This is a genomic window from Falsarthrobacter nasiphocae (genome assembly GCF_031456275.1).
Taxonomy (GTDB): domain Bacteria; phylum Actinomycetota; class Actinomycetes; order Actinomycetales; family Micrococcaceae; genus Falsarthrobacter; species Falsarthrobacter nasiphocae.
This window is the reverse complement of record NZ_JAVDUI010000001.1, coordinates 2,054,226-2,076,439: the sequence shown is the minus strand read 5'-3', so window position 1 is coordinate 2,076,439 and position 22,214 is coordinate 2,054,226. Positions and strand designations below refer to the sequence as shown.

The 22,214-nt window shown below is 67.1% G+C and carries 19 protein-coding genes, 2 tRNA genes and 1 other RNA gene; 9 read left to right on the top strand and 13 right to left on the bottom strand.

Features of this window, described 5'->3' with window-relative positions; all coding sequences use genetic code 11:
* Positions 1-108: 108 nt before the first annotated feature.
* From ettA to J2S35_RS09370, 4 genes are all read right to left on the bottom strand, one after another.
* Positions 109-1,791, bottom strand: coding sequence for an energy-dependent translational throttle protein EttA (gene ettA, locus J2S35_RS09385; protein WP_309852654.1), 1,683 nt, complete (start codon positions 1,789-1,791; stop codon positions 109-111).
* 34 nt (positions 1,792-1,825) lie between these two features.
* A complete protein-coding gene (locus J2S35_RS09380; protein WP_309852652.1) occupies positions 1,826-2,542 on the bottom strand; it encodes a class F sortase in 717 nt (238 codons plus the stop codon).
* 188 nt (positions 2,543-2,730) lie between these two features.
* Entirely contained in the window at positions 2,731-6,477 is a 3,747-nt protein-coding gene (locus J2S35_RS09375) for a COG1361 family protein (RefSeq protein WP_309852649.1), read from the bottom strand.
* A 165-nt stretch (positions 6,478-6,642) separates the two neighbouring features.
* Entirely contained in the window at positions 6,643-7,242 is a 600-nt protein-coding gene (locus J2S35_RS09370) for a single-stranded DNA-binding protein (protein ID WP_309852646.1), read from the bottom strand.
* A 437-nt stretch (positions 7,243-7,679) separates the two neighbouring features.
* Here J2S35_RS09370 and J2S35_RS09365 point away from each other — a divergent pair, with 437 nt between their 5' ends.
* Complete coding sequence (locus J2S35_RS09365) at positions 7,680-8,252, top strand: hypothetical protein (RefSeq protein WP_309852642.1); 573 nt, start codon at positions 7,680-7,682, stop codon at positions 8,250-8,252.
* 125 nt (positions 8,253-8,377) lie between these two features.
* Positions 8,378-8,890 (top strand): hypothetical protein, encoded by a 513-nt coding sequence (locus tag J2S35_RS09360; RefSeq protein WP_309852639.1) that lies wholly within the window; start codon positions 8,378-8,380, stop codon positions 8,888-8,890.
* Between the two features lie 350 nt (positions 8,891-9,240).
* Here the strand turns inward: J2S35_RS09360 and J2S35_RS09355 are convergent.
* From J2S35_RS09355 to mptB, 3 genes are all read right to left on the bottom strand, one after another.
* Positions 9,241-9,313, bottom strand: a tRNA-Arg gene (locus J2S35_RS09355).
* 89 nt (positions 9,314-9,402) lie between these two features.
* The gene (locus J2S35_RS09350; protein WP_309852636.1) at positions 9,403-9,822 is read right to left on the bottom strand and encodes a DUF3224 domain-containing protein; all 420 of its coding nucleotides are present in this window, start codon (positions 9,820-9,822) and stop codon (positions 9,403-9,405) included.
* A gap of 26 nt (positions 9,823-9,848) precedes the next feature.
* Entirely contained in the window at positions 9,849-11,636 is a 1,788-nt protein-coding gene (gene mptB, locus J2S35_RS09345; protein ID WP_309852633.1) for a polyprenol phosphomannose-dependent alpha 1,6 mannosyltransferase MptB, read from the bottom strand.
* Positions 11,637-11,763: 127 nt separating this feature from the next.
* On the opposite strand from mptB, the gene orn reads away from it, so the two are divergent.
* The 3 genes from orn (at position 11,764) to def (ending at position 13,271) form a co-directional block, all read left to right on the top strand.
* Positions 11,764-12,384 carry an oligoribonuclease gene (gene orn / locus J2S35_RS09340; protein WP_309852632.1) on the top strand — a complete coding sequence of 207 codons (621 nt, stop codon included), beginning with the start codon at positions 11,764-11,766 and terminating at the stop codon, positions 12,382-12,384.
* Positions 12,385-12,523: 139 nt separating this feature from the next.
* Positions 12,524-12,599, top strand: a tRNA-His gene (locus J2S35_RS09335).
* 99 nt (positions 12,600-12,698) lie between these two features.
* A complete protein-coding gene (gene def / locus J2S35_RS09330; protein WP_309852629.1) occupies positions 12,699-13,271 on the top strand; it encodes a peptide deformylase in 573 nt (190 codons plus the stop codon).
* Between the two features lie 261 nt (positions 13,272-13,532).
* Here the strand turns inward: def and J2S35_RS09325 are convergent, their stop codons facing one another.
* Together J2S35_RS09325 and rnpB are read right to left on the bottom strand one after the other, a co-directional pair.
* The gene (locus J2S35_RS09325; RefSeq protein WP_309852626.1) at positions 13,533-15,029 is read right to left on the bottom strand and encodes a glyceraldehyde-3-phosphate dehydrogenase; all 1,497 of its coding nucleotides are present in this window, start codon (positions 15,027-15,029) and stop codon (positions 13,533-13,535) included.
* A gap of 143 nt (positions 15,030-15,172) precedes the next feature.
* Positions 15,173-15,587, bottom strand: an RNA gene (rnpB, locus tag J2S35_RS09320) — RNase P RNA component class A.
* Between the two features lie 159 nt (positions 15,588-15,746).
* Here rnpB and J2S35_RS09315 point away from each other — a divergent pair.
* Complete coding sequence (locus J2S35_RS09315; RefSeq protein ID WP_309852623.1) at positions 15,747-16,532, top strand: YaaA family protein; 786 nt, start codon at positions 15,747-15,749, stop codon at positions 16,530-16,532.
* A 65-nt stretch (positions 16,533-16,597) separates the two neighbouring features.
* Here the strand turns inward: J2S35_RS09315 and J2S35_RS09310 are convergent, their stop codons facing one another.
* Both J2S35_RS09310 and J2S35_RS09305 read right to left on the bottom strand, forming a co-directional pair.
* The gene (locus J2S35_RS09310; RefSeq protein ID WP_309852621.1) at positions 16,598-17,059 is read right to left on the bottom strand and encodes a hypothetical protein; all 462 of its coding nucleotides are present in this window, start codon (positions 17,057-17,059) and stop codon (positions 16,598-16,600) included.
* Between the two features lie 102 nt (positions 17,060-17,161).
* Entirely contained in the window at positions 17,162-18,049 is an 888-nt protein-coding gene (locus tag J2S35_RS09305; RefSeq protein ID WP_309852619.1) for a Nif3-like dinuclear metal center hexameric protein, read from the bottom strand.
* Between the two features lie 160 nt (positions 18,050-18,209).
* Between J2S35_RS09305 and msrA the strand changes: the two genes are divergently transcribed.
* The 3 genes from msrA (at position 18,210) to cysE (ending at position 20,487) form a co-directional block, all read left to right on the top strand.
* Positions 18,210-18,770, top strand: coding sequence for a peptide-methionine (S)-S-oxide reductase MsrA (gene msrA, locus J2S35_RS09300; protein WP_303128650.1), 561 nt, complete (start codon positions 18,210-18,212; stop codon positions 18,768-18,770).
* Positions 18,771-18,851: 81 nt separating this feature from the next.
* Entirely contained in the window at positions 18,852-19,808 is a 957-nt protein-coding gene (gene cysK, locus J2S35_RS09295) for a cysteine synthase A (protein WP_309852616.1), read from the top strand.
* A 76-nt stretch (positions 19,809-19,884) separates the two neighbouring features.
* Positions 19,885-20,487 (top strand): serine O-acetyltransferase, encoded by a 603-nt coding sequence (gene cysE, locus J2S35_RS09290; RefSeq protein ID WP_309852613.1) that lies wholly within the window; start codon positions 19,885-19,887, stop codon positions 20,485-20,487.
* Positions 20,488-20,501: 14 nt separating this feature from the next.
* Here the strand turns inward: cysE and J2S35_RS09285 are convergent, their stop codons facing one another.
* Positions 20,502-21,257 carry an ABC transporter permease gene (locus tag J2S35_RS09285; protein ID WP_309852610.1) on the bottom strand — a complete coding sequence of 252 codons (756 nt, stop codon included), beginning with the start codon at positions 21,255-21,257 and terminating at the stop codon, positions 20,502-20,504.
* A complete protein-coding gene (locus J2S35_RS09280; protein ID WP_309852607.1) occupies positions 21,254-22,186 on the bottom strand; it encodes an ABC transporter ATP-binding protein in 933 nt (310 codons plus the stop codon). Before J2S35_RS09280 ends, J2S35_RS09285 begins: the two co-directional genes overlap by 4 nt.
* Positions 22,187-22,214: the final 28 nt, after the last annotated feature.

The window sequence follows — 22,214 nt, the reverse complement described above, 5'->3', positions numbered from 1 at the left end:
CCGATCTCCGGACCTCCGTCCCGTGCCCGCCGATCTCGGCTCACATGCACCAAGGCCGCGGCTCCCGAAACGGGGCCGCGGCCTTGTCTGTGCGAGTGAGGAGGAGGGCTAGTCGCGCGTCAGGCGGCGGTGCGTGACACGGTGCGGCTTGGCCGCATCCGGGCCGAGGCGCTCGATCTTGTTCTCCTCATAGGCCTCGAAGTTGCCCTCGAACCAGTACCACTTGGCCGGGTCCTCCTCGGTGCCCTCGTAGGCGAGGATGTGCGTGGAGACTCGGTCGAGGAACCAGCGGTCGTGAGAGACGACGACGGCGCAGCCGGGGAAGTCGAGGAGCGCGTTCTCCAGCGAGCTCAGCGTCTCCACGTCGAGGTCGTTCGTGGGCTCATCGAGAAGCAGGAGGTTGCCACCCTGCTTCAGGGTCAGCGCCAGGTTGAGGCGGTTGCGCTCACCACCGGAGAGGACGCCGGCCTTCTTCTGCTGGTCTGGACCCTTGAACCCGAAGGCGGAGACGTAGGCGCGTGACGGCATCTCGACGTTGCCGACCTGGATGTAGTCCAGCCCGTCCGAGACAACCTCCCAGAGGGACTTCTCAGGGTCGATGCCACCGCGGCTCTGGTCAACGTAGGAGATCTTGACGGAATCGCCGATCTTCAGCTCGCCACCGTCCAGTTCCTCAAGCCCGACAATGGTCTTGAAGAGCGTGGACTTGCCGACGCCGTTGGGGCCGATCACGCCGACAATGCCGTTGCGGGGCAGCGAGAAGGAGAGGCCGTCGATGAGGATGCGGTCCCCGAAGCCCTTCTTGAGGTTCGTGGCCTCGATGACCTGCGATCCAAGGCGCGGACCCGGCGGGATCTGGATCTCCTCGAAGTCCAGCTTGCGGGTGCGCTCGGCCTCCGCGGCCATTTCCTCGTAGCGGGCGAGGCGGGCCTTGGACTTGGTCTGGCGCCCCTTGGCGTTGGACCGGACCCAGTCGAGCTCCTCAGCGAGGCGCTTGGCGAGCTTGGCGTCCTTCTTTCCCTGGACCTCCATGCGGGCCCGCTTCTTCTCGAGGTAGGTCGAGTAGTTGCCCTCGTACGGGTAGAGACGTCCCCGGTCCACTTCACAGATCCACTCCGCGACGTGGTCGAGGAAGTAGCGATCGTGTGTCACGGCGAGGACTGCACCCGGGTAGCTGGCGAGGTGCTGCTCAAGCCACAGGACGGACTCGGCGTCGAGGTGGTTGGTCGGCTCGTCAAGAAGCAGCAGATCCGGCTTCTGGAGGAGGAGCTTGCAGAGGGCCACGCGACGGCGTTCACCACCGGAGAGAACCGAGACGTCGGCGTCCCCCGGAGGGCAGCGCAGCGCGTCCATGGCCTGCTCAAGCTGGTTGTCGATGTCCCACGCGTCAGCCGCGTCGATGGCTTCCTGGAGCTTGCCCATCTCCTCCATGAGGGAGTCGAAGTCGGCGTCCGGGTTGGCCATCTCTTCGGAGATCTCGTTGTAGCGCTGGATCTTGCCGTAGATCTCACCGACGCCCTCTTGGACGTTGCCGAGCACGGTCTTGTCTTCGTTGAGCGGCGGCTCCTGAAGGAGGATGCCGACGCTGTATCCGGGGCTCAGTCGAGCCTCGCCGTTGGAGGGCGTGTCAAGCCCTGCCATAATCTTGAGGATCGTCGACTTTCCCGCGCCGTTGGGACCGACGACGCCGATCTTTGCGCCAGGGAAGAACGACATGCTCACGTCGTCGAGGATGACTTTGTCCCCGACGGCTTTTCGGGCATGGGTCATGGTGTAAATGAACTCGGCCATGGGAACCACACTAGTCCTCTCACACCGGGCGCGGCTATTCGCGCGCCACCGTCCGAGGCCTCTCGTCCACGGGGGCCGCGCGCACGATGAGGTTGTGCTCGTACCGAAACGCGAACGGCGAGCCTGCCTCTCCCACCGTGGGCCCTGAGCAGGTCACGAGCACGAGCTCCTTCGGACCCAAGATCCGGTAGATGTCCTCCTTGAGAATGTCTCTCTGTCCGACGGTGTACAGGTCCGTCACCACGAACTCTCTCGTTCCCCCGTGCGAGTCCCTCGCATAGATGCGGTTGCACGGCTCAAGGCGGTGGAGCGCACCCCATGGCGTCAGTCGCCCCTGGGCATCGTCCACGTGACCGGCCATGACGGCTGCCCCCGCAGCGCTGTAGACGCCAGGGCCGTCGGAGAGGAGCACGCCCTGAGGCGGGTCCGGCAAGTAGACCGCGACTCGCCTCTGACCGGACCACACCACTTGCGCGCCCACACCGAGGCTCGGCACGCTCCAGCTCATCGGTTCCACAGTGATTTCCGCCTGCGGTTGGCGGTCGCACTGGGCTGCTCGGAACTGCCGGGCTGGGTTCGGCGCCACACGAAGCCCATCCTCGTCCACAGCGAGGAGGTCCCCCGGTGACTTCGGCTGCGAGGCGACCATAGGCCCTCTCAGGAACAGCCACGCGGCGAAAGCCGCGCCCGTGACAAGGCCCAGCAACAGGCCGAGCCCAATCCATCCGCGCACGCGCGATTGTCTGGCCATCTGAGTTTCCTTTCCCCGGCCCCGAGGGGCCCGACGTGAGCGACGTCAGCGATGTCAGCGAAGTGAGGCGACTGGAGGCGGGCGCGGGACGCTGTCCTGCGCCCGCCTCCTCGCGATGGTGACCGTTCCCGGTCGGGCTGTCAGCCACCCCGGCCCGCCCTGGGCCCGGCATCCGCCCTGTGACGGCGTCAGCGAGATGCGTTCCGGCGCTTCCGTTGCGTCCAGCCCGCGAGCGCCCCGACGGCCCCGACGGCCGCTGCGAGCCCGGCCAGCGGGAGGAGAGACGGTTCCGGCCTACCCTGGCCCGCGTGGCCTGTGCCGAAGAGTCGCGGGAGGACGCCCGCTGGCTTCTCGTCCGGTCCGTTGGGTGGGGTGAGGTCGACGGCGAACGTGTCGCAGGAGTCCGTGTCTGCATCGATCCCATTGTTGACTTGGCACAGGCGTGTCGGGTCCTTGGCCTTGGCCTCGTTCGGGTCCCTCAGATCAGGTGTTGAGGGGTCCTTCTCCCACGCTGTGGCCGTGTTGCGGACGGTGGAGGTCTTCTCCCCTTGATCGGCCGCGCGCCGCAGCTTGACGGTGACGCTTCGGGTCTCCCCGGAGCGGAGGCTCGGGATGAGCCAGTGGGGTCCCTCGGTGCGGGTGCCATCGGGCACGGATTCGAAGACGAGGGACGAGGCGTCGAGTCCCTCGCCTCCGTAGTCCTTGATGACGACGTTGGTCGCCTCCCGGCTGCTCGCATTCTTCACAGTGAGGCGGAAGGGAACGAGGCCGTCTTCGCCTGGCTGCCCTGCGGACTCTTTGTCAATGCGCAGGAGTGCTGGCTCCGGGACTTCGTCATCCGTCACATGGCACCCGTCCGTGTCAGAGAGAACGTCAACATTGGGCACGCACGTCTCGGGCCCTTCAGGGCGTGGATGGCGCGGGTTCTCGATGGTCACGACGTTCCCGACTCGTCCGCCGGCCGCCGTGTCGCTGATGCGCACTTCGACGAGGATTCGCTTGGTCTCGCCGGCGCCCAGCACACCGACACGCCATTCGTCGCCGGCGATGTGCGTGCCCTTGGGCGGCTCGAGGAAGCGCACGCTGCCGGGCTCAACACCATTTCCGCCTGGGTCCCGGACGAGGACGTCCTCGGCGGGTGTGGACCCTGCATTGTGCACGTCGATGGCGTACCGCACTGTGGCACCGGCCCGCAGCTGTTGTCCCTCAACGAGTTTCTTGTGCACCTGGAGCTTCGCGGCCTCCTTGGGGGAAATAGCGGTTGCCGAACGAATCATGCGAAGGTCCGTGTTTTCTCCTCCAACCCCGGAGCGCGACCACGCCGCGTTCGCGTACCTGTCTTCCGGCAGGTTCCCCTCCGTGCTGAAGGGGATGCGGGCAGTGAGGCGTGCGCCCGGCGCCTGCCCTTCGCTGACGAGCATGACGGCGGTGTATCCGCCGTCTGGCTTGTCCGTGACCCAGCCCTCGCCCGGGGTGTCGAGGTTGGGCCCCAGGTTCTTCGGGTCCGCAGGGTCCTTTGAGATCGTCTCGGGCTTCTGGCGCGAATAGTAGACCTTGACGCCCGGGCTTGCGGCAACAGGCTCCGTGTAGTGGACGCGTCCCCGATACCGGGTGCCGTTGCCATCCCCCGCATAGGGCAGGATGTCCACGACAGCGACGCGCCCAGCCTGTGTGGACGTCTTGTTCTCTTCCTCGATGATCCAGGCATTGGAGCCGTTGAAGCTCATCTCGGGCGCCACCGCCGTCTTCGAGAGCAGGGTCTCATTTGAGGCCGCGAGCGCGAGGCCATAGACGGACTCCGCATAGGCCCAGTCGAATGAGCGTTTCACGAACTCTGAAACGTCCCGTGTCTCGTGCCGGATCCGGGCGACGCTGCCGTTGGCGAGAGCGGTCACTTTGACCCTGGTCTCGGCCCGTTCGTTGGTCTGCGTGGAGCGACGGTAGACCAAGGTCGTCGTGCCGTCCTCGTTCTGGGTGACTTTGGCGTCCGCTGGCAATCCCTCGCGCTCAAGGCGCAGGGTTGCGGGCAGGGTGACCGTGGACTCCAGAGTGTGGGGCTGGTTCCGGTAGGGAGCGAGGTTGGGGTGCCGGGAAGTGGACGCATCCGTGAGCACGAGAGTTGCGCTCTCCCCCGTGGCGAGCCGCTTGGCATCGACGGAGGTGGCCGACTCCGTTGAGAAGGGTGCCGCCGAGATCGCGTCCACGCGGGTGTTCCGCCGGGTCACGTTTGGGTACCGCTTGGACGGCACAGGCAGGTAGGCCCGCGGATCCCCGCCCGCGGAGATCGGGTGGTAGCTGTTGTCCCCTACGGAGAATGCGGAGAATTGGAAGACGTTTCCGTCGAAGTCCGCGGTGATGTTGTCCGGCAGGACCTCGATGGGAACGAAGAACTGGTCACTGCGCCCCCGGGGGTCGTCCGGAACGTTGGTGGCAGAGGCGTACTGCTCGCGGCTGTTGTCCCACGCGATGACGGTCGCGTTCTCCGGCATGGACCCGCCGCGGGTGTAGTTCAGCGTCCTCAGGTCGCCGTCGTGGGGCGGCAGGGGGTCCGTGGACCAGCGGATGAACGAGGGCAGGTTGTTCCTGTCGTAGAACCGTGTGTCTCCTCCCAGCGTGCGCACCCCGACCTTGTTTCCGGCGAACCGTGTGAACCCCGGGTCCACGGTGAGGAAGTGCGTGGTCTGGAGGAACGCGCTCTGGTTCTTCGGCGTGAGCGGGTGGTTGATGAAGGAGGTCGTCTGGACAAGGAACTTGTCGCCCGGCTGCGCGTGGAGGAAGGGCCCATGCCCGGCCCGATTGCGCATGCCCGCGTTCTCCTCCTCCGAGAGCAGCTCCGGCACTGTCCAGCGAAGGATGTCGGTCTGCACTGTCCCTCGGGAGTGACGCCCGTGGAAGGTCCGGACGTTGTCCCCGGGCGAGTCGGTGGTGATCGCCGTGTTCGCGGACGTTCTCACGTCGAGGTTCTCGATGGTCATCGTGTACTTGTACGGCTTGTTGCGCTGGGCTCCGCGGGCCCCGTTGTTGAGCTCCGGGTAGAAAACCATCTTGACGACAGGGAGCCGGTCCGGTGTCACCTTTTCGCCATTGGGTCCGAGCCGAAGCGCGGGAGGCTTGGGCGGCTTCAGACCGGTCAGGACGACGTGGAAGGACTTCGTGGCGGCGTTCTTAGTCACCGTCACGCCCGGGAGCGGAACTCCGTTGGCGTCCCATCGCGTCACAGAGAGATTCTCAAAGAAGTCCGCCTCGTCGCTGCGGACGACCAGATCAAACTCCGCCTTGTCTCCAAGCGGCACCCCGTCCACTGGCACGGTCATCATGAACGGAAACCACATCTTGTGCTTTGGTGTGCTGTCCGCCATCGCGTGGAGGGACTCGTGGGGTTCCGTGGACACCTGGACATCGTGCGTGGCCGAGACCCGCAGGCCCGGAAGCTCAATCTTGGACGCGACGTTCGGCGTCACCTTGGCGGTGAGCATCGTGCCGTTCTCCCCGTTGGGCTGCACATCGAGTGCGAGCTGCTTGGTTGTGCCGCCCGCGACCTGCCCAAAGTCAACGGTGGCCTCGCGGCCATCGGCGGAGACGGTGACGCCCGAAATTTGCTTCACGTCATCCGGGAACCGCCCGTTCTTGAGCTGAACCGACATCCGGGTCGGCCGCGCGGTGGCGGAGCCGTCCGCGTTGTTCGCGTTGATCTTCAGGTTGATCTGGACCAGCTGATTGTTCTTGACTGTGGCGCCGGGCTTGATTCCGAGCCATTCAGCGCTGGCCTCCTGAAGGTGCCCGTCTTTGGTGCGGCCGTGCGTGACGTTCGGTCCTGAGAGGCGAGCGGCTGCGTCGTCGCCCTTCTCCCCTTCAGCCTGGGTTCCAGGCGCAGATTGCGACGACGACGGGGCTGGCGCGCGGTGAGCCGACTCGGCTCCGGGACCCGGCGACATGCTCACCTGCGGAATAGCGTAGGCAAGGTCCGGGAGAACGAGAGCCCCCGCAACGAGTGATGTGGCGGTGATTGTTCGGCATGAATTCGTGAGGCGAGAACGCATCACAGTGACTCCTGTCTGTGGGAATGGTGCGTCGAGGTTGAGGTGGCCCGGGGCCTGGGGTCAGAAGGGGGTGCCTGCAGAGGCAGCTGCTGGAACGGGGCTCGCGGACGCGCTGGAGATTTCGGGGCGATCAAGCGGTCCCTCGCCGAAGTCCTGGTCCTCGCCCGGGGCGGACGAGGAAGCTGCAGGGTCGTAGATCTCGCCCGTCTCGCGGTCAACCTCGTCCTCGAGGACGTCCGGCTCGAGCGACTCGTCTGCGGTCTCGAACTCGCTCGCCCCGCCGCCGGCTCCCCCGTTCCTGGGGCCCGAGGGATGGTGGACAGCGCATGTTGTGAAGCGGAGATCTGGCCCGATGCTCTCCGCGATGATCTCGACGGCTCGGCCGCGCCGTCCATCCTCAGCCGCCCAGTCGCGGACCGTCAGGCGCCCCGTCACCACCACCCGGTCCCCTTTGGACAGGCTCGAAATGGCGTTCTGGGCCAGGCGGCGGTAGGCCTGGACGGTGACCCAGCTCGTGGGCCCCGACATCCAGTCCTGCTCCCGTGGACGGTAGAAGCGGTGTTGAGTTGCCAGACGAAACCGGGCCGTGGGGGTGCCGAGGGCCGTGGAGCCCGCGCTCAAGTCCGTCCCGATCACCCCGTGTAGAACCACGTGAGACATGGTCTTCCTTTCGTTGCCGTGACGCCGATGGCTTCGGCGTTGACAACGACTGTGGCAAGGACCAACCCGCCGGGCACCGCGGAGGCGCGAAACGTGGATAACTTTCCCGGTCCGGGTGCATCGGCTGCGGCTGTGGAGGGGGAAGCGAATCGGATGGTGTGCCGAGCAGGTCCCAGCCACGGCAGGCGCGGGGAAGCACGGCTTCTCCGAACACCCGGTGCCCGCCGACGAGCGCAGGCGCGCCGGATCGGCGTAGCCGTGAGACCAGCATTTCCAGCACGTTCGCACTTTCAGAAGTGCTTTTATTCCACTCGTTTACATATTTAATGTACGGTTTATCTCGAAGATCGCCATCACTTTGCAGAGGGGGAGATTGTTAGATAGGGTTACGAATAATCTTGGCGCAGACCTAAACCCCTATCCAACGGAGACCCATCGTGTCTAACTCAATTTCTCGTCGAAACGTGGCCAAGGGCGCTGCCTGGGCGGCTCCGGCCGTCGCGCTCGCCTCGGCAGCCCCTGCGCAGGCAGCATCCTGCACGCCGTGGAACAACTGGGACTACCACTTCGAGCACGTTCAGTACGTCGGCGCAGATGGCGCGCTCGGCACCGTGTCGTTCTGGACTGTCGTCACGCCCGGCGTCAAGCCGGCCAATGGCTGCAAGGCCCCGGAAGCCGTCACGACTGAGACCATCACGGTCAACGTCCTCCGCAACGCCGGCGGCATCAACCGTTTCCGTCCGGTCACCCTCACCCAGGCTGACCGTGTGACGACCGACATCAAGACCCACGACGTCGCCCAGACCTCGACGCACCCGGTCGGCAGCCTCGACTACCAGTGGACGATCACCTTCAATCCCCTGGACGTCTACAACCTCAACGGCCAGCACCGCTTCTACACCACGATGTCCGCAGGCGACGGCGGCGTGACCGATGGCCGCATCACGAACCTCCTTCAGCTCAACGGCGTCACCCAGACGTTCGAGAACCAGGGCGATCAGGTCTTCTAAGGCCTGACTCCTCTTCGTTGTTCTTCAACGAACACCCGGCGACGGGCGCGGTCGGTGGCTTGGCCACCTCCGCGCCCGTCGTCTAACCCATATCCCCAGAGACAAGTAAAGAATCGAGCAGAATCATGACTCTGTCCCGTCGCCAGATCCTCGGCACTGCGGCCCTCGCCGCCCCGGCCGTCGCCCTGACCGGAGCGGTCGCCGCCAAGGCTGAGCCCGTTCGGACCTACAGCCCGCTGACGGTCAACGTGTTCAGCAACGCCCCGGTCCCCGGCGCGTTCACCGCTGGCAAGATCTCCATCCGCAACAACACGGGTGAGACGATTCCGGCCGGCGCCTGGATCGACGTCACGTTTGTCGATGCCTTCACCGGTCAGACCAACACGGGCTTCAACGCCACCCTGACGGCTGACAACCCGCTGTGGATCCTCGTCTCGAAGAACTCCCCGAGCACCTTCCGCATCTCCACGCGCAAGGACTTGGCGCCGGGCGCCCGCCGCGATCTGACGTGGAGCAACGCCTGGTTCAACATCGGCAAGCGCAACGCCGTCCTCGTTCAGCAGGTCTGGTCCCCCACGGTCTTCCTTGCCAACGAGGCTCCGCAGGACCGCTACGACAACTTCGGCCGCGGCATCTGACCCACGCTGATGTGACTCGCGTGCTCGGCTGCCGCCCATAGACACGGCAGCGCCGCGCACCCACGCACGGAGGGCCGACTTCGGCCGCGTACCAACACCTTGGATTGTTCCCGGGAGTTGACGCGACGAGGTCGGCCCTCTGTGTGTTCCGACGCGTTGGAACGCGGCTGCGGCATCCGTGACCCCGCCGCCGTGCCGGCCCACGTCTCAGCGCACAGGCGCACCGCCGACAGTGAGTGGGATTGGGTCACAGCGGCGAGGCGCCCGAGTAATGGGAGGCTCTCGGGAGACTTGCCCGCGCCCCGGGCACGACAAAGGCCCCGGAATCGGCGTGATTCCGGGGCCTAGCGTGCCCCAGGAGGGATTCGAACCCCCGACCAAGAGATTAGAAGGCTCCTGCTCTATCCCCTGAGCTACTGAGGCATACGGCTCAGCGCGTGCGGCGGCGATGCCGAAGGCCGCTGAGCCGAGCGGATGGGTCCAGTCTATCTGGGTTTGTGCGCCGCTCGCCCTTACCTCGGCCCGGCGTTGAGCTTGACGTGGTGGCGCCCCTCGGCGTCCTGCCACATGGTGAGGTGTCCGATAAGGTCGGCGAGCTCTCCCGTGCCGGAGCCGGGGATGATGTTGCCACTGGAGGCAGCTGCAGCGCCCTCGGCGAGGCCCCAGTGCTGGAAGACGAAGGACCCGGACCTCTCGCCGACGGCACCGACGAACACCTCCGACGCCACGTAGCCGGCCCCGATGGAGTTGCCTGCCATGAGCAGACGCCCATAGCTGACGCCCTCGATCTGTCCGGCGTACTCTTTGGTCGACTGCACTTGGGACAACTCGGAGTTCGAACCGGAAACGGTGTACGGTTCGGACTCCCAGCCGTGCACCTCGAAGGTGCCCTGAAAAACGGACTCTGAACTGCCTGTCGGATTGGTATCCATACCCCAAGACTACAAAAGAATGGACTTCACTTTCGCCGCGACGGCGTTTGAGGGGTGCCGCCAGGCGCGGCGTCGGGCGCGGATGGCGCGTCACTGAGCCCCTGGGCGCGGCCCTTGACGATTTTCTCGTCTGTGCCTGTGTGGCCTTCTGCGCCGCGCCGGATCCGCGCAGCCTCCGCGCGCACTGCGTCCCGGGCTCGCACTCCGAGCTCGCGCATCTGAGAAAGAGAGGGCCAACGAATGTTGAAAAGATGTTTGGTCTTGGAATCAATCGCCACGAGGTACACACAGAATGCGAGCACGAGAACGGCGGCGAAGTTTCGGGCGCTCGTCAGGTCAATCCCCGTGAGATAGGGGAAGATGTCCAGCTGATCGCACAGGGAATAGGCCACAAAGAAGGGCGTGACGAAAGACAGGACTTTGTATTGCCAATCGGACCGTACCCCCGAGACCGCAAACAAGGGCAGCAACCACACTACGTACCACCCCTGAATCATGGATGAGGAGAGGACGACGGCGGCTAGCGCCACCCCCATCCGCCGCACCAAATGCGCATCTTTCCCCACAAAGAACACACGCGCCACCACGAGCAGCCCCACAACCTTGGCCCCGAGATACACGAGATCCGTCAGCGACGCCCCGTCAAGCCCCAGCGCATTCGCCAGTGCACCCACAATGAATCCGAGCATGCCCACGGGCGCGTACCAGATCCACACGGTCCCGGGCGTCTTGAGGGCAGCCACCCACCCGAATCCGCCGCCCACAATGAACCCGAGAATGGCCATCAGGCCGAGGCTGTACGCGGTGGCCAGGCCGGCGAAGACGAGCTTTCGCCGCCACGAGGCGCGAGGCCCCGCCCACATGAGCCCAATGAACGGCAGGAGCAGGACGGTGATGGGCTTGATGCCGATCGAGAGGGTGAAGACGGCAATGCCCAGAATGGGCTTCTTCCTCGCCACGAGGTAGAGGCCCACAAGGACGCATCCCATCATGAGGGCGTCATTGTGGATGGAGGCGATGAAGGTCGTGAGCACCAGCGGGTTCGTCACGGACAGAAAGACGGCGCGCGGGACGTTGACGTGATGGAGCGCGGCCATCTTCGTGACGCCCCACCACATGAGGAGGAACCCGACAATGGCGAGGAGCCGGAAGACGGCAATGCTCGGCAGCGGATTTCCCTGGCCGAAGAACACGGCCCAGGACTCGAGCCACAGCCACACCGGCCCATAGGGCGTGGGCGACTGGGACCAGAGGTCGTCCGCCCCGATCTGCAGGTACCCCGTGATCTGGGAGTAACTGTCCTTGTAGGGGTTGAGCCCGTTGGTGACCATGAGGCCCTGGGCAATGTACGCGAAGACGTCCCGGCTGAAGAGCGGCAGGGAGAACGCGAGCGGCGCAGACCACAGGAGTGTCGCGTTCCGCACGGCGGCCGCTGTCCCGTCCTTCGCGAAGTCCCCCAGCCGGCTTCCGAGCCGCAGCCAGGAGCGGACGAGGAGCATGCCGCCGAAGACGAGGAGCAGGATCGACGTGATGACGCCCGCCAGTTCGTAGCGCATCCAGATGACCGGCGCCAGCGACGCCACGGAGTAGGACGCGTTCGGCAGCCACCCGACCCCGAACGAGGCAACGAGCATCATCATGGATCCGGTGAAGCCCTGCCAGATCGCCACCCAGGGGCGCCCCTCGCCCTCTTCGTACGCCATGAAGCGCTCGTGGAGCCTGCGTCCCAGGGAGCCTGCCTGCGAGTGCGCCCGCGCGTGCCCCACGGAAGCTGGAACGGCGCGGCCGCTCATTGAGCGTGCTGGATTGGCCACGGGCGGGGTCCTGGTTCGTCGAGTGCAAGCGTGAAGGTGCGCGGACGGCGCTGACATGCGGGCCCGCGGCAATGACAGAATCCTACCAAGCGGGGCCTGTGGGAGTCGGTTCGCGTAGGCTTGGCTGGTGCCTATTTCTCAAGAGAACATCGTCTGGATCGACTGCGAAATGACGGGGCTGGACCTCGCGAAGGACGCCCTGGTGGAGGTCGCGTGCATTGTGACGGACTCGGAGCTCAACCCCTTGGGCGAGGGTGTGGACGTCGTCATCCGTCCGTCCGCCGAGGCCGTGGCCGGGATGAACGACTTCGTGCGGGCCATGCACACGAACTCGGGTCTCATCACGGAGCTGGACTCGGGCGTGTCGATGGCTGAGGCCCAGAAGGTCATCATGGACTGCATCCGCGAGCACTGCCCGGAGCCCAAGAAGGCCCTCCTTGCTGGCAACTCGGTCGGCACGGACAAGGCGTTCCTCGCCCGGGACATGCCCGAGGTCATCGATCATCTTCACTACCGCCTCATCGACGTCTCCACGATCAAGGAGCTCGCTCGCCGCTGGTACCCGCGCGCGTACTTCAAGGCCCCGGCCAAGACGGGCAACCACCGCGCCCTCGGGGACATCCTCGATTCGATCGCCGAGCTGCGCTACTACCGGGAGACGGTGTTCGTCCCTGCTCCTGGCCCGGACTCCGCGGCGGCTGAGGCGGCGGCGCGGCGCGTCGCGGGCGGCCCGTCGTCGGGCTCCTGAGGAGAACGACGACGCCTGCTGGCGCATCCCCTCAACCCCCGCCGTACGACACTCCCCCACGTTTTGCGCAGCGCGGGGTTGATCCGCTAGCATTGAACACGCTGCTTCGGACGGGGTCCCCGGGCCGGAGTGACACACGGTGGGTATAGCTCAGTCGGTAGAGCGTCTGGTTGTGGTCCAGAAGGTCGCGGGTTCAAACCCCGTTACTCACCCCACAGTGTCCCGCCTCGCACAGCGAGCGCCCGGGATGTGAAGGCCGCCCCTCTTGGGCGGCCTTCGTCGTTTCATCGCGTCGCTCTCGTCCAAGGAGTCCTATGACCGTCCGGCCCATCACGATCTACGGCGAGCCCGTGCTCCACCGCGTCACCGCTGACGTCACGGTGTTCGACGACGAGCTGCAGACGCTCATCGACGACATGTTCGAGACGCAGAAGGCCGCCCACGGGGTGGGCTTGGCGGCGACGCAGGTGGGCGTGGGGCTGCGGCTGTTCACGTATGAGTACGAGAACGAGGACGGGGTGCCGCCGCGCGGTGTCATCATCAACCCGCGCCTGCGCCTGGGCAAGGTCTCGCAGATGCTCCCCGACCCGGACGAGGAGTCCGAGGGATGCCTGTCCGTGCCGGGCGGCTCCTACCCGCTCAAGCGCGCTGAGTGGGTGTCGTTGACGGGCCTGGACCGGGAGGGAAACCCGCTCGAATTCGAGGCCACGGGATGGTTCGCAAGAGTCCTGCAGCACGAGACGGATCACCTCGACGGGCGCCTCTACGTCGACCGGCTGGAGCCGCGCTACAAGAAGCGCGCCTTCAAGTTCATGAAGAACCGCGGCTGGCTCACGCCGGGCCACACATGGATGCCGGGCGTGGACGAGGACCCCTTCGGCCACTAGCCCGGCCCGCCCCGCCTCGGCTCGCCACCCGAAACGGCGTTGCCCCCGGTTTTGGCATCTGCCACCGATATTGCACGGGGCAAACGCCAGATCCCGGGGCAAACCGGAGCGGGTCCGGGGCATACGCCAATCGAGGGGGCACACGGGAGGGTCACCGACGCACGCAGAAAGGGAGGCCGCCCCCAACCGGGACGGCCTCCCCTGCGCGCTGCTAGCACTCCCCCGCAGCTCCCGCGGGGCGGGCCTCACGGGGAGCGCCGACTAGCCCTCGAGCGGCGGGTACAGCGTGAAGTTCGCCTTGGCCATGGTCTCCAGCACGCGGAGGACCTGGCAGGAGTAGCCGAACTCGTTGTCGTACCAGACGTAGAGCACAAGGCTCTTGCCCTGAGCGATGGTCGCGAGGCCGTCGACCACGCCCGCCTGGCGGGATCCGACGAAGTCCGTGGAGACGATCTCGGACGAGGACGTGTAGTCGATCTGCTTGCGCATCGGCGTGGAGAGGCTGATCTCGCGGAGGTACGCGTTGACCTCGTCCTTCTCCACCTCGTTCTCCAGCTGGAGGTTGAGGATGGCCATCGAGACGTCCGGGGTGGGGACGCGGATGGCGTTGCCGGTGAGCTTGCCCTTGAGCTCGGGCAGGGCCTTTGCCACGGCGGAGGCCGCGCCCGTTTCGGTGATGACCATGTTCAGGGCGGCGGAGCGGCCGCGGCGGTCGCCCTTGTGCATGTTGTCGATGAGGTTCTGGTCGTTGGTGTACGAGTGAACCGTCTCAACGTGGCCGTGGACGATGCCGTACTTGTCGTTGAGGACCTTGAGGACCGGTGTGATGGCGTTCGTCGTGCAGGATGCGGCCGAGAGGATCGTGTCGTCGTCGGCGATGTCCTTGTGGTTGACGCCGTGGACGATGTTCTTGAGCTCGCCCTTGCCCGGCGCGGTGAGGAGCACCTGCGAGACGCCCGCAGACTGGAGGTGCTGGCCGAGGCCCTCGGCGTCCCGCCACTTGCCCGTGTTGTCCACGACGATCGCGTTCTTGATGCCGTAGGCCTCGTAGTCCACCTGGGACGGGTCGTTGGCGTAGATGAATTGGATCAGGGTGCCGTTGGCGCGGATCGTGTCGTTGTCCTCGTCAATGGTGATCGTGCCGTCGAACGGGCCGTGCACCGAGTCGCGGCGGAGCAGCGATGCGCGCTTGGCGAGGTCGTTCTTGCCCGTGGGGCGGACGACGACCGCACGGAGGCGCAGGCCGTATCCGCCGCCGGCGTGCTCGATGAGCAGGCGGGCCACGAGGCGACCGATGCGCCCGAAGCCGTAGAGGACCACATCGCGCGGCTCCTGTGCGCCCTCGCCGCCCTTGCCCGCGATCTCGGCGAGCTCCTCGGCGAGGAAGTCCTTGAGCTCGCGGCCCTGGCCCTCAGTCCGGTACTTGACGGCGAGGCGGGCGACGTCGATGGACGCGGCGGCGAGGTCGAGGCTGTCGAGCTCCTTGACGAGAGGCAGGGTCTCGGCCACGTTGAGGGGCGAGCCGTCGATCTGGCGCGCGAAGCGGTGGAGCTTGAGGATGCCGACTGCGGAGCGGTTGATGAGCGCGCGGCCGTGGATGGAGGGGACGACGTTGTTGCGGCGGTAGAGGCGCCCGAGAACCGGGATCATCTCCTCGGCCTGGGCCTCGCGGTCGAGCCAGTCGTTGAGCGTCTCCTCGCTGTTCAGTCCAGCGGTGTTCTCAGTGACATCGGGCTCGGATTCGGGGTTGAGGGACATCCTTGTTCCTTCCTCGGCATGGCGGCGCATGCACGTCTTTGTACATCGCTTCGGCGATCACATCGGCGAATACTGCGCACGCCGCATCCCTCCTGGGGACGTGGGAGCGCCCTTCCATTCTACCGGCGCGGATCGCGTTGATGGGGACGGGGCGCGATGTAAGCCGGGTTCTGTGCCGCGCGCGGTTGCCCGGTGCGCGGTGACGATCATCTATCTCGCCCGCTCGTTGCCGAGCGGGTCTAGCGGTCCACCCGGATGCATCGGGCGAGCAGCCCTCAAACGCACCCTGTATGACCTTGCTCCCAATGGGGTTTACCGAGCCGCCCGGGTCACCCCGGGCGCTGGTGGTCTCTTACACCACCGTTTCACCCTTACCTGCGCTGTGATGCTTTGCGACAATGAGCAAAACTCTCGCACACGCTGGCGGTCTGCTTTCTGTGGCACTGGCCTGCGGGTTTCCCCGAGTGGGCGTTACCCACCATCGCGCTCTGTGGAGCCCGGACTTTCCTCGACGCCTGGAGCCGTGGGCCCCGGCGACGCGATCGTCCTCGCGCCCCGTCCTCCCCTCAGTCTACGCGTCGGCAGGCAAGGCGGCCGGCTGGCGGGCGTCTGCAGCGGGTGCTCATCGTTGATCACGACGACGGGGCCGCCGGATTGAGCGCCGCGGGATCCATGACAGGGCCGCCTCGCCGTCCCCCGCTCGATACGATTGAGCTCATGCGCTTCCTCCTCCCGCCGTCCGAGACCAAGCACCGTCCGGCCCGGGGGCGCGCCACCGATCTTGCGGCACTGAGCTTCCCCGAGCTGGAGGCGGACAGGCGGGCCGCGCTCGAGGCCATCGCGGGGGCCTCGGTCCGGGATGACGCCGCGGCGGCGTTCGGCGTGTCGGAGGCCTTGCTGCCCACCGTTCGGGCCAACGCCGAGTGGGCCACAGCCCCGTCCGCCCCCGCGGCGCTGGTCTACGAGGGGGTCCTCTACTCCGCACTGGGGGCCGAGACCCTCTCCCCCGCAGCCAAACGGCGCGCGAATGCCCGCGTGCTCGTGTTCTCGGCGGCCTTCGGCGTCGTCGGGCTCAAGGACCGGATCCCCGCATACCGCGCATCCGCGGGCACCAAGGTCCCGGGGCTGGGAGGCGCGCTCAACGCCTATTGGCGGCCGCGGCTCGCGGAGCCGCTCGCGGAGTGGTGCGGGCGGGAGCTCGTCGTGGATGCGCGAAGCGGCCCGTATGCGTCGATGTTCGCGCCCGCCCCCGAGCGGACGGTGGCGCTGGATGTGCTCCAGCGGCGCGGAGGCAAGCTGGCCGTGGTGTCCCACTTCGCCAAGCACACGCGCGGCCAGGTGGTGCGGGACCTGCTGGAGAGCGGCGCCGCGGCCCGCACGCCCGAGGCGCTCCGCGAGATTCTCTCCAAGAGCTGGGAGACGGAGCTCGTGCCAGCCGGAAAGAAGCCAGCCTCGCTGCGCATCATCCTGCCGGCGGACCACGCGTTCACGGCCGCGGGCTGACCGGGTCGCCCGGGTCTGATTCTCGCGTCCGGCCTCCGGCTCAGCTTGCAGTCACGATGTCGGCGCTATTGTGCGGCAATCGAGGCGATGTCTGGGAACGCGTGAGACATGCCAACGAATTCCAGCTGGAAGGTCCTCAGGTCGCACGTCAGCGAGGCAATGATGAGGAATGAGTCGTCTGGATCGGGGCTGGGGAAATACAGATCGCGATCGTAGAGTTCCTGGAACTCCCGCGGCTCAACAAAGCTCAAAATCCCGGCGTCCGCGCCTCGATCATATGAAAACCGAACGCCCGCGCACTCGCTGCCGTGACGCACACGAAAACTGGAAGTCACCGGTGCGCGGAGTGTGGCGAAGACGCCTGTGTCGGGCCCAAAGCCTAACCGGCTGATCCCGCCGCCTTCGACTCGGTCAATCACCAAAGTCAACAGCGTGTCTTCGCCCGGCTCGCACGTGAATTGCTGAGTGCGGGCCACGTCCTCGTTGAGGAGAGGAACATACTCGAGACATGCCTCAGTCAGCTTCATGGGAGCGAGACTAGCAACCGGTGCCACCCCGGTCTTCACGCCCCGGGCCGGCCACCATGGGCCGCGGCGGCCTGACACGCCGCGAGGCGCCGTCGTCGTGCTCTAGGACTCTGCGCCCGCAGCGCCGCGCTCCGGGAAGAAGACCGCATCCCAGGGGTCGGTGACGAGCTCGCTGACGGCCGCCTGGACGCTGAGCCCGCGCGAGGCGAGGTGCCGTTTGAGGGCCTGCGCCGCGAAGGGCACCCAGACCCATTCGCTCGCGAAGTGCGCGGTGTCGATGAGGAACGGGGTGCCGCCGCGGGCCGTCTCGCGGGCTTCGGAGGCGGGGTGGTGGCGGAGGTCGGACGTGACGTAGACGTCCGCGCCGCTGGCCCGCACGTCATCGAAGAGGCTGTCCCCGGCGCCGCCGCACACGGCTACGGTGCGAACCTCGGCCTGGAGGTCGCCGGCCACGCGGACTCCGCCAGCGACCCGCGGAAGCGAGCGGGCCACGCGCTGGGCGAACGAGGCGAGGCTGACCGGCTCGGCCAGCACGCCCACGCGGCCGATCCCGGCGTCGTCCGGCCCGTTCTTCGCCGGGGCGAGGGGACGCTGCTCGGTGAGCCCGAGGATGTCCGCGAGAATCTGGGACACGCCGCCCTCCGGCTGGTCCGCGTTGGTGTGCGTGCACACGAGCGCGCAGCCGGCCTCCGCGAGGCGCATGACCATCTCGCCTTTGGCGGTCTCGTCGGACACCGAGTTGACGCCCTTGAGGAGGAGGGGGTGGTGGGTGATGAGGAGGTCGAACCCGCCCTCGATGGCCTGCGTGACCACGTCCGCGACTGGGTCCACGGCCACGAGGATGCTGCGCACGGGCTTGTCCATCCGGCCGACGACGACGCCCGTCCGGTCCCACTCTTCCGTGAGGGAGAACGGCCAGAGCGCGTCGATGCTCTCGACGACCTCGGCGAGCGTGGGGGCGGTGCCTGGGTTCTCCTGCAGCTCAGTCATGCCCCCATCTTCTCAGGTGCGGGGGCAGAGAGCGGCGGGTGAGTGCGGGGGCGCGCGGGCGGCGGGGGCGTGCGGGGGCGTGCGGGCGGCCGGGGCGTGCGGGCGACGACGCGCTGGCGCGGCGGGAATGCCAGCCCGCCGGGAAGCGTTGTCATGAGGCATGGACCCCAACGCGACTGACACGCCCGAGACCCGAACCCTCGTCCTCGGAGGCGGCTGCTTCTGGTGCCTCGACGCCTTCTACCGCACCGTCAAGGGCGTGCGCTCCGTGACGAGCGGGTACACCGGCGGCCACACGCCGGACCCGTACTACGAGCAGGTGTGCTCCGGCGCGAGCGGCCACGCCGAGGCTGTCCGCGTGGTCTTCGATCCGGAGGTCATTCCGGCGCGAGTCATCCTCGCCATGTTCTTCGCGATGCACAACCCCACGACGCTCAACCGTCAGGGCTGGGACATCGGCACGCAGTACCGCAGCACGATCTTCGTTGCGGACGCGCAGGACGAGCGCGACGCCAAGGACGCCATCGCGGCCGCCCAGGAGCTGTGGCCTGACCCCATCGTCACGACGATCGAGCCGCTCGGCGAGTTTCACACCGCCGAAGCGATCCACCAGGACTACTACAGTAGGTTTCCAGAGGCGGGTTACTGCCAGGCCATCGTCAGCCCGAAGCTCGCGTCCGCGCGCAAGGGCTTCGCGGAGTGGGTTCAGCCCACCCGCTGACGCCGGCCGCCGCGCGTCAAGGGCCCTGGCCGTCGGAGCCAACCCACGACCGCACCGCATTTCGTCACGAGGAGCAAGAACGTGAACACGAGCGATCGGCCCGCACACGGGCGCATTTACGATGACGTCACGCAGGTCATCGGCGGTACCCCCATGGTCCGCCTCAACCGACTCACGGAGGGCCTGCCCGCGCAGGTGGCCGTGAAGCTTGAATTCGCCAACCCGGCCAACAGCGTCAAAGACCGGATCGGGGCGGCCATCATCGACGCGGCCGTCGCCTCCGGCGACCTCAAGCCCGGCGGCACCATCGTCGAGGGAACGAGCGGCAACACGGGCATCGCGCTCGCCATGGCCGGCGCGGCCCGCGGCTACAAGGTCATCCTGACCATGCCGGAGTCCATGTCGGTTGAGCGTCGCATGATGCTCGCGGCCTACGGCGCGGAGATCGTCCTCACCCCGGGTGCCAAGGGGATGCGCGGGGCGGTGGACCGCGCCCGCGAGATCGCCGAGTCCACCCCGAACTCCATCCTCGCTCGCCAGTTCTCCAACGAGGCCAACCCCGCGGTTCATGCGCGGACGACGGCGGAGGAGATCCTCGCGGACACCGCCGGAGAGTTCGCGGCATTCGTGGCGGGGGTCGGCACGGGCGGCACCATTTCCGGCGTCGGAAACGTCCTCCGCGAGCGGGCGCCAGGCGTGAAGATCGTGGCCGTCGAGCCCATCGACTCGCCCATCCTCTCCGGAGGGAAGCCCGGCCCGCACAAGATTCAGGGGCTCGGCGCCAACTTCGTGCCGGACATCCTGGACACGAGCGTGTACTCGGAGGTCATTGACGTGGCCCTCGACGACGCGATCGCCACCGCGCGGGATCTGGGCCGCAAGGAGGGCATCGCGGGCGGCATCTCCGCCGGGGCCAACGTGTGGGCTGCCCTGCAGGTCGCGGGCCGCGAGGAGTACCGCGGACGGCTCATCGTCACCGTCATCCCGGACTACGCAGAGCGGTACCTGTCCACCGCGCTGTTCGACGACGTCCGCTGACTCGCACCATCGAGAAGTCCGCGCCGTCGAGCAACCCGCACCAAGACCGCCGCGCCAAGAAAGGCCCCCGCCCCACGTGAGTATCCTCAAGCGCCTCCGGGAAGACCTCGAGACCGTCCGCCGCCGGGACCCGGCCTCGGGAGGCGACATCCAGAACGCCATCGTCTCCTCGGGGCTCCACGCCGTGTGGTCCCACCGCCTGGCGCATCGCATGTGGCAGAAGCCGGGCCTCCGCCCGGCGGCCCGGGTGCTGTCCCAGGTGACCCGCTCGGTGACGGGGGTGGAGATCCACCCGGGGGCGCAGATTGGCCGGAGGTTCCTCATCGATCACGGCATGGGGGTGGTCATCGGCGAGACGGCCGAGATTGGGGACGACGTCCTCATCTACCAGGGCGTGACGCTCGGCGGCCGGTCGCTTGAGCGGGTCAAGCGGCATCCGACGATCGGCTCCGGCGTGACGATCGGCGCCGGGGCCAAGGTCCTGGGCCCCGTGACCATTGGGGACGGCAGCGCTGTGGGCGCCAACGCCGTGGTCGTCAAGGACGCACCGGCCGGCGCCGTGCTCACGGGCATTCCGGCGAAGAACCGCAAGGAAGTGGCCCCGCCGAACCCCGCTCCGTGCGTCGACCCGGCCGAGTACGTGGCGAGCGAGGACGAGACGGCGGGCCAGCTGCCGTAGGACGGCTTGGGGTGCTACCGGGCGACGATGACGCCGAACCTCCGCGCCCCCGCGGCCCACGTGACCACGGCGAGGACGGACAGGACCGCAACGCACAGGGCCGGAGCCAGGGAGTGAGTGGATGCGGCGCGGGTCAGCTCGCTCGCATACGTCAGGGGGTTGAGGAGCGTCACCCACTGAAACGCGGGCAGCGCGCTGAGGGACGCCCAACTGTATTGCGCGCAGCCCGTGAAGCCGACGAGGCTGACGGAGGCGGCGGCCACGGCGTCGATATTCTTCACGTCCACGAATCCCGCCAGGAGCATGCCGATTCCGCTGCCCACAAATGCCCCTAGGAATGCGCCGAGGAACAGACCCGGGCCGTATTCAAACGGCGATTTCCCGACGAGGGCCCAGGCGACGAGGACGAAGCAGATGGCTCCGAGGAAGGCTCGAATGACCGAGTGGGTCATTTTGGCCAGGGCTACGAATCGGGCGGGGACGGGAGCCGCGAGGCGGTCGTCGATCTCCCGCGTGTAGTGCAGCTCGATGAGCACGGGCAGGCACACGCCCGTGATTCCGGAGGAGACCGCCGTCATCGCCGCGAGACCGGGGACGAGGACGCCCAGATAGCCGCGGTCGATCCCGCCCACCGCAGGCAGCACGAAGGCGAAGACGAAGAGGAAGAGGATCGGCTGCAGAAAGAGCTCCGCGAAGACACCCGGCAATGATTTGAGGTCCTTGCGGAGGTCCCTTTCGACGAACGCTGCGAAGACTGATGCTCGGCTCATGACTCCTCCAGGAGGGACAGGAAGACGTCCTCGAGGGAGGGGTCCCGGGCGAGGACTCCCAGCTCCACGAGGCCGAGGCCCGCGATGGTCTCGATGACGGCGCTGGCCGCCGAGGCCTCCTCGGACCTGAGCGAGACGAAGACCGCTGATCCCACGTGAGAAACGGTGACGACCGAGTCCGCCGACTCCAGTTCCCGGGCGATCCGCCCTGCAGCTTCATGGGCGGTGTCCTCGAACGAGTAGCTCAGCTCGAGGACCCTGGCACCGAGCCCCAGGTGCTCAAAGAGCTCGGCGGGGGTCCCCACGGCAAGCAGCTGCCCCCGGTCGATGACGGCAATGCGATCAGCCAGGAGGGCGGCTTCGTGCATGTCGTGTGTCGTCAACAGAATCGCCGTGCCACGGCGTTTCATGGCGAGGACGAGCTCGTGGGTCTGGCGGCGGGCGAGCACGTCGAGCCCCGTGGAGGGCTCGTCGAGCAGGATGAGGTCCGGGCTGTGGACGAGCGCCCTGGCCCAGGTCACCTTCTGGACTTGTCCGCCCGAGAGGCGCACAGGGTCCCGGCCCGCGAGCTCTTCAATGCCGAGGCTTTCCAGGGCGGAGCTTGCGCTAGCCCGGGCCTGTGCCCGCGTCATCCCGAAATAGCGTCCGTGGTAGACGAGGTTCTGGAGGACGGAGATCCCGTGGTCCAGCGTGTCCTGCTGGGGCACGACGGCGATCCGCCCGCGGGCCTCATCAGGCCGCTCCACGACCGAGATCCCAGACACGAGAACGTCGCCAGATGTGGGGCGAATCCGGGAACTGGCAATTGAGGTGAGGGTGGTCTTTCCCGCGCCGTTCTTTCCGAGCAGGCACACGCACTCCCCCGCGCCGACGTCCATGGAGACGCCGGACAGGGCCTCAACATCGGAGCCCTCGTAGCGTTTGGACACGTCTCGGACGCTCAGAACTGGATGCAAC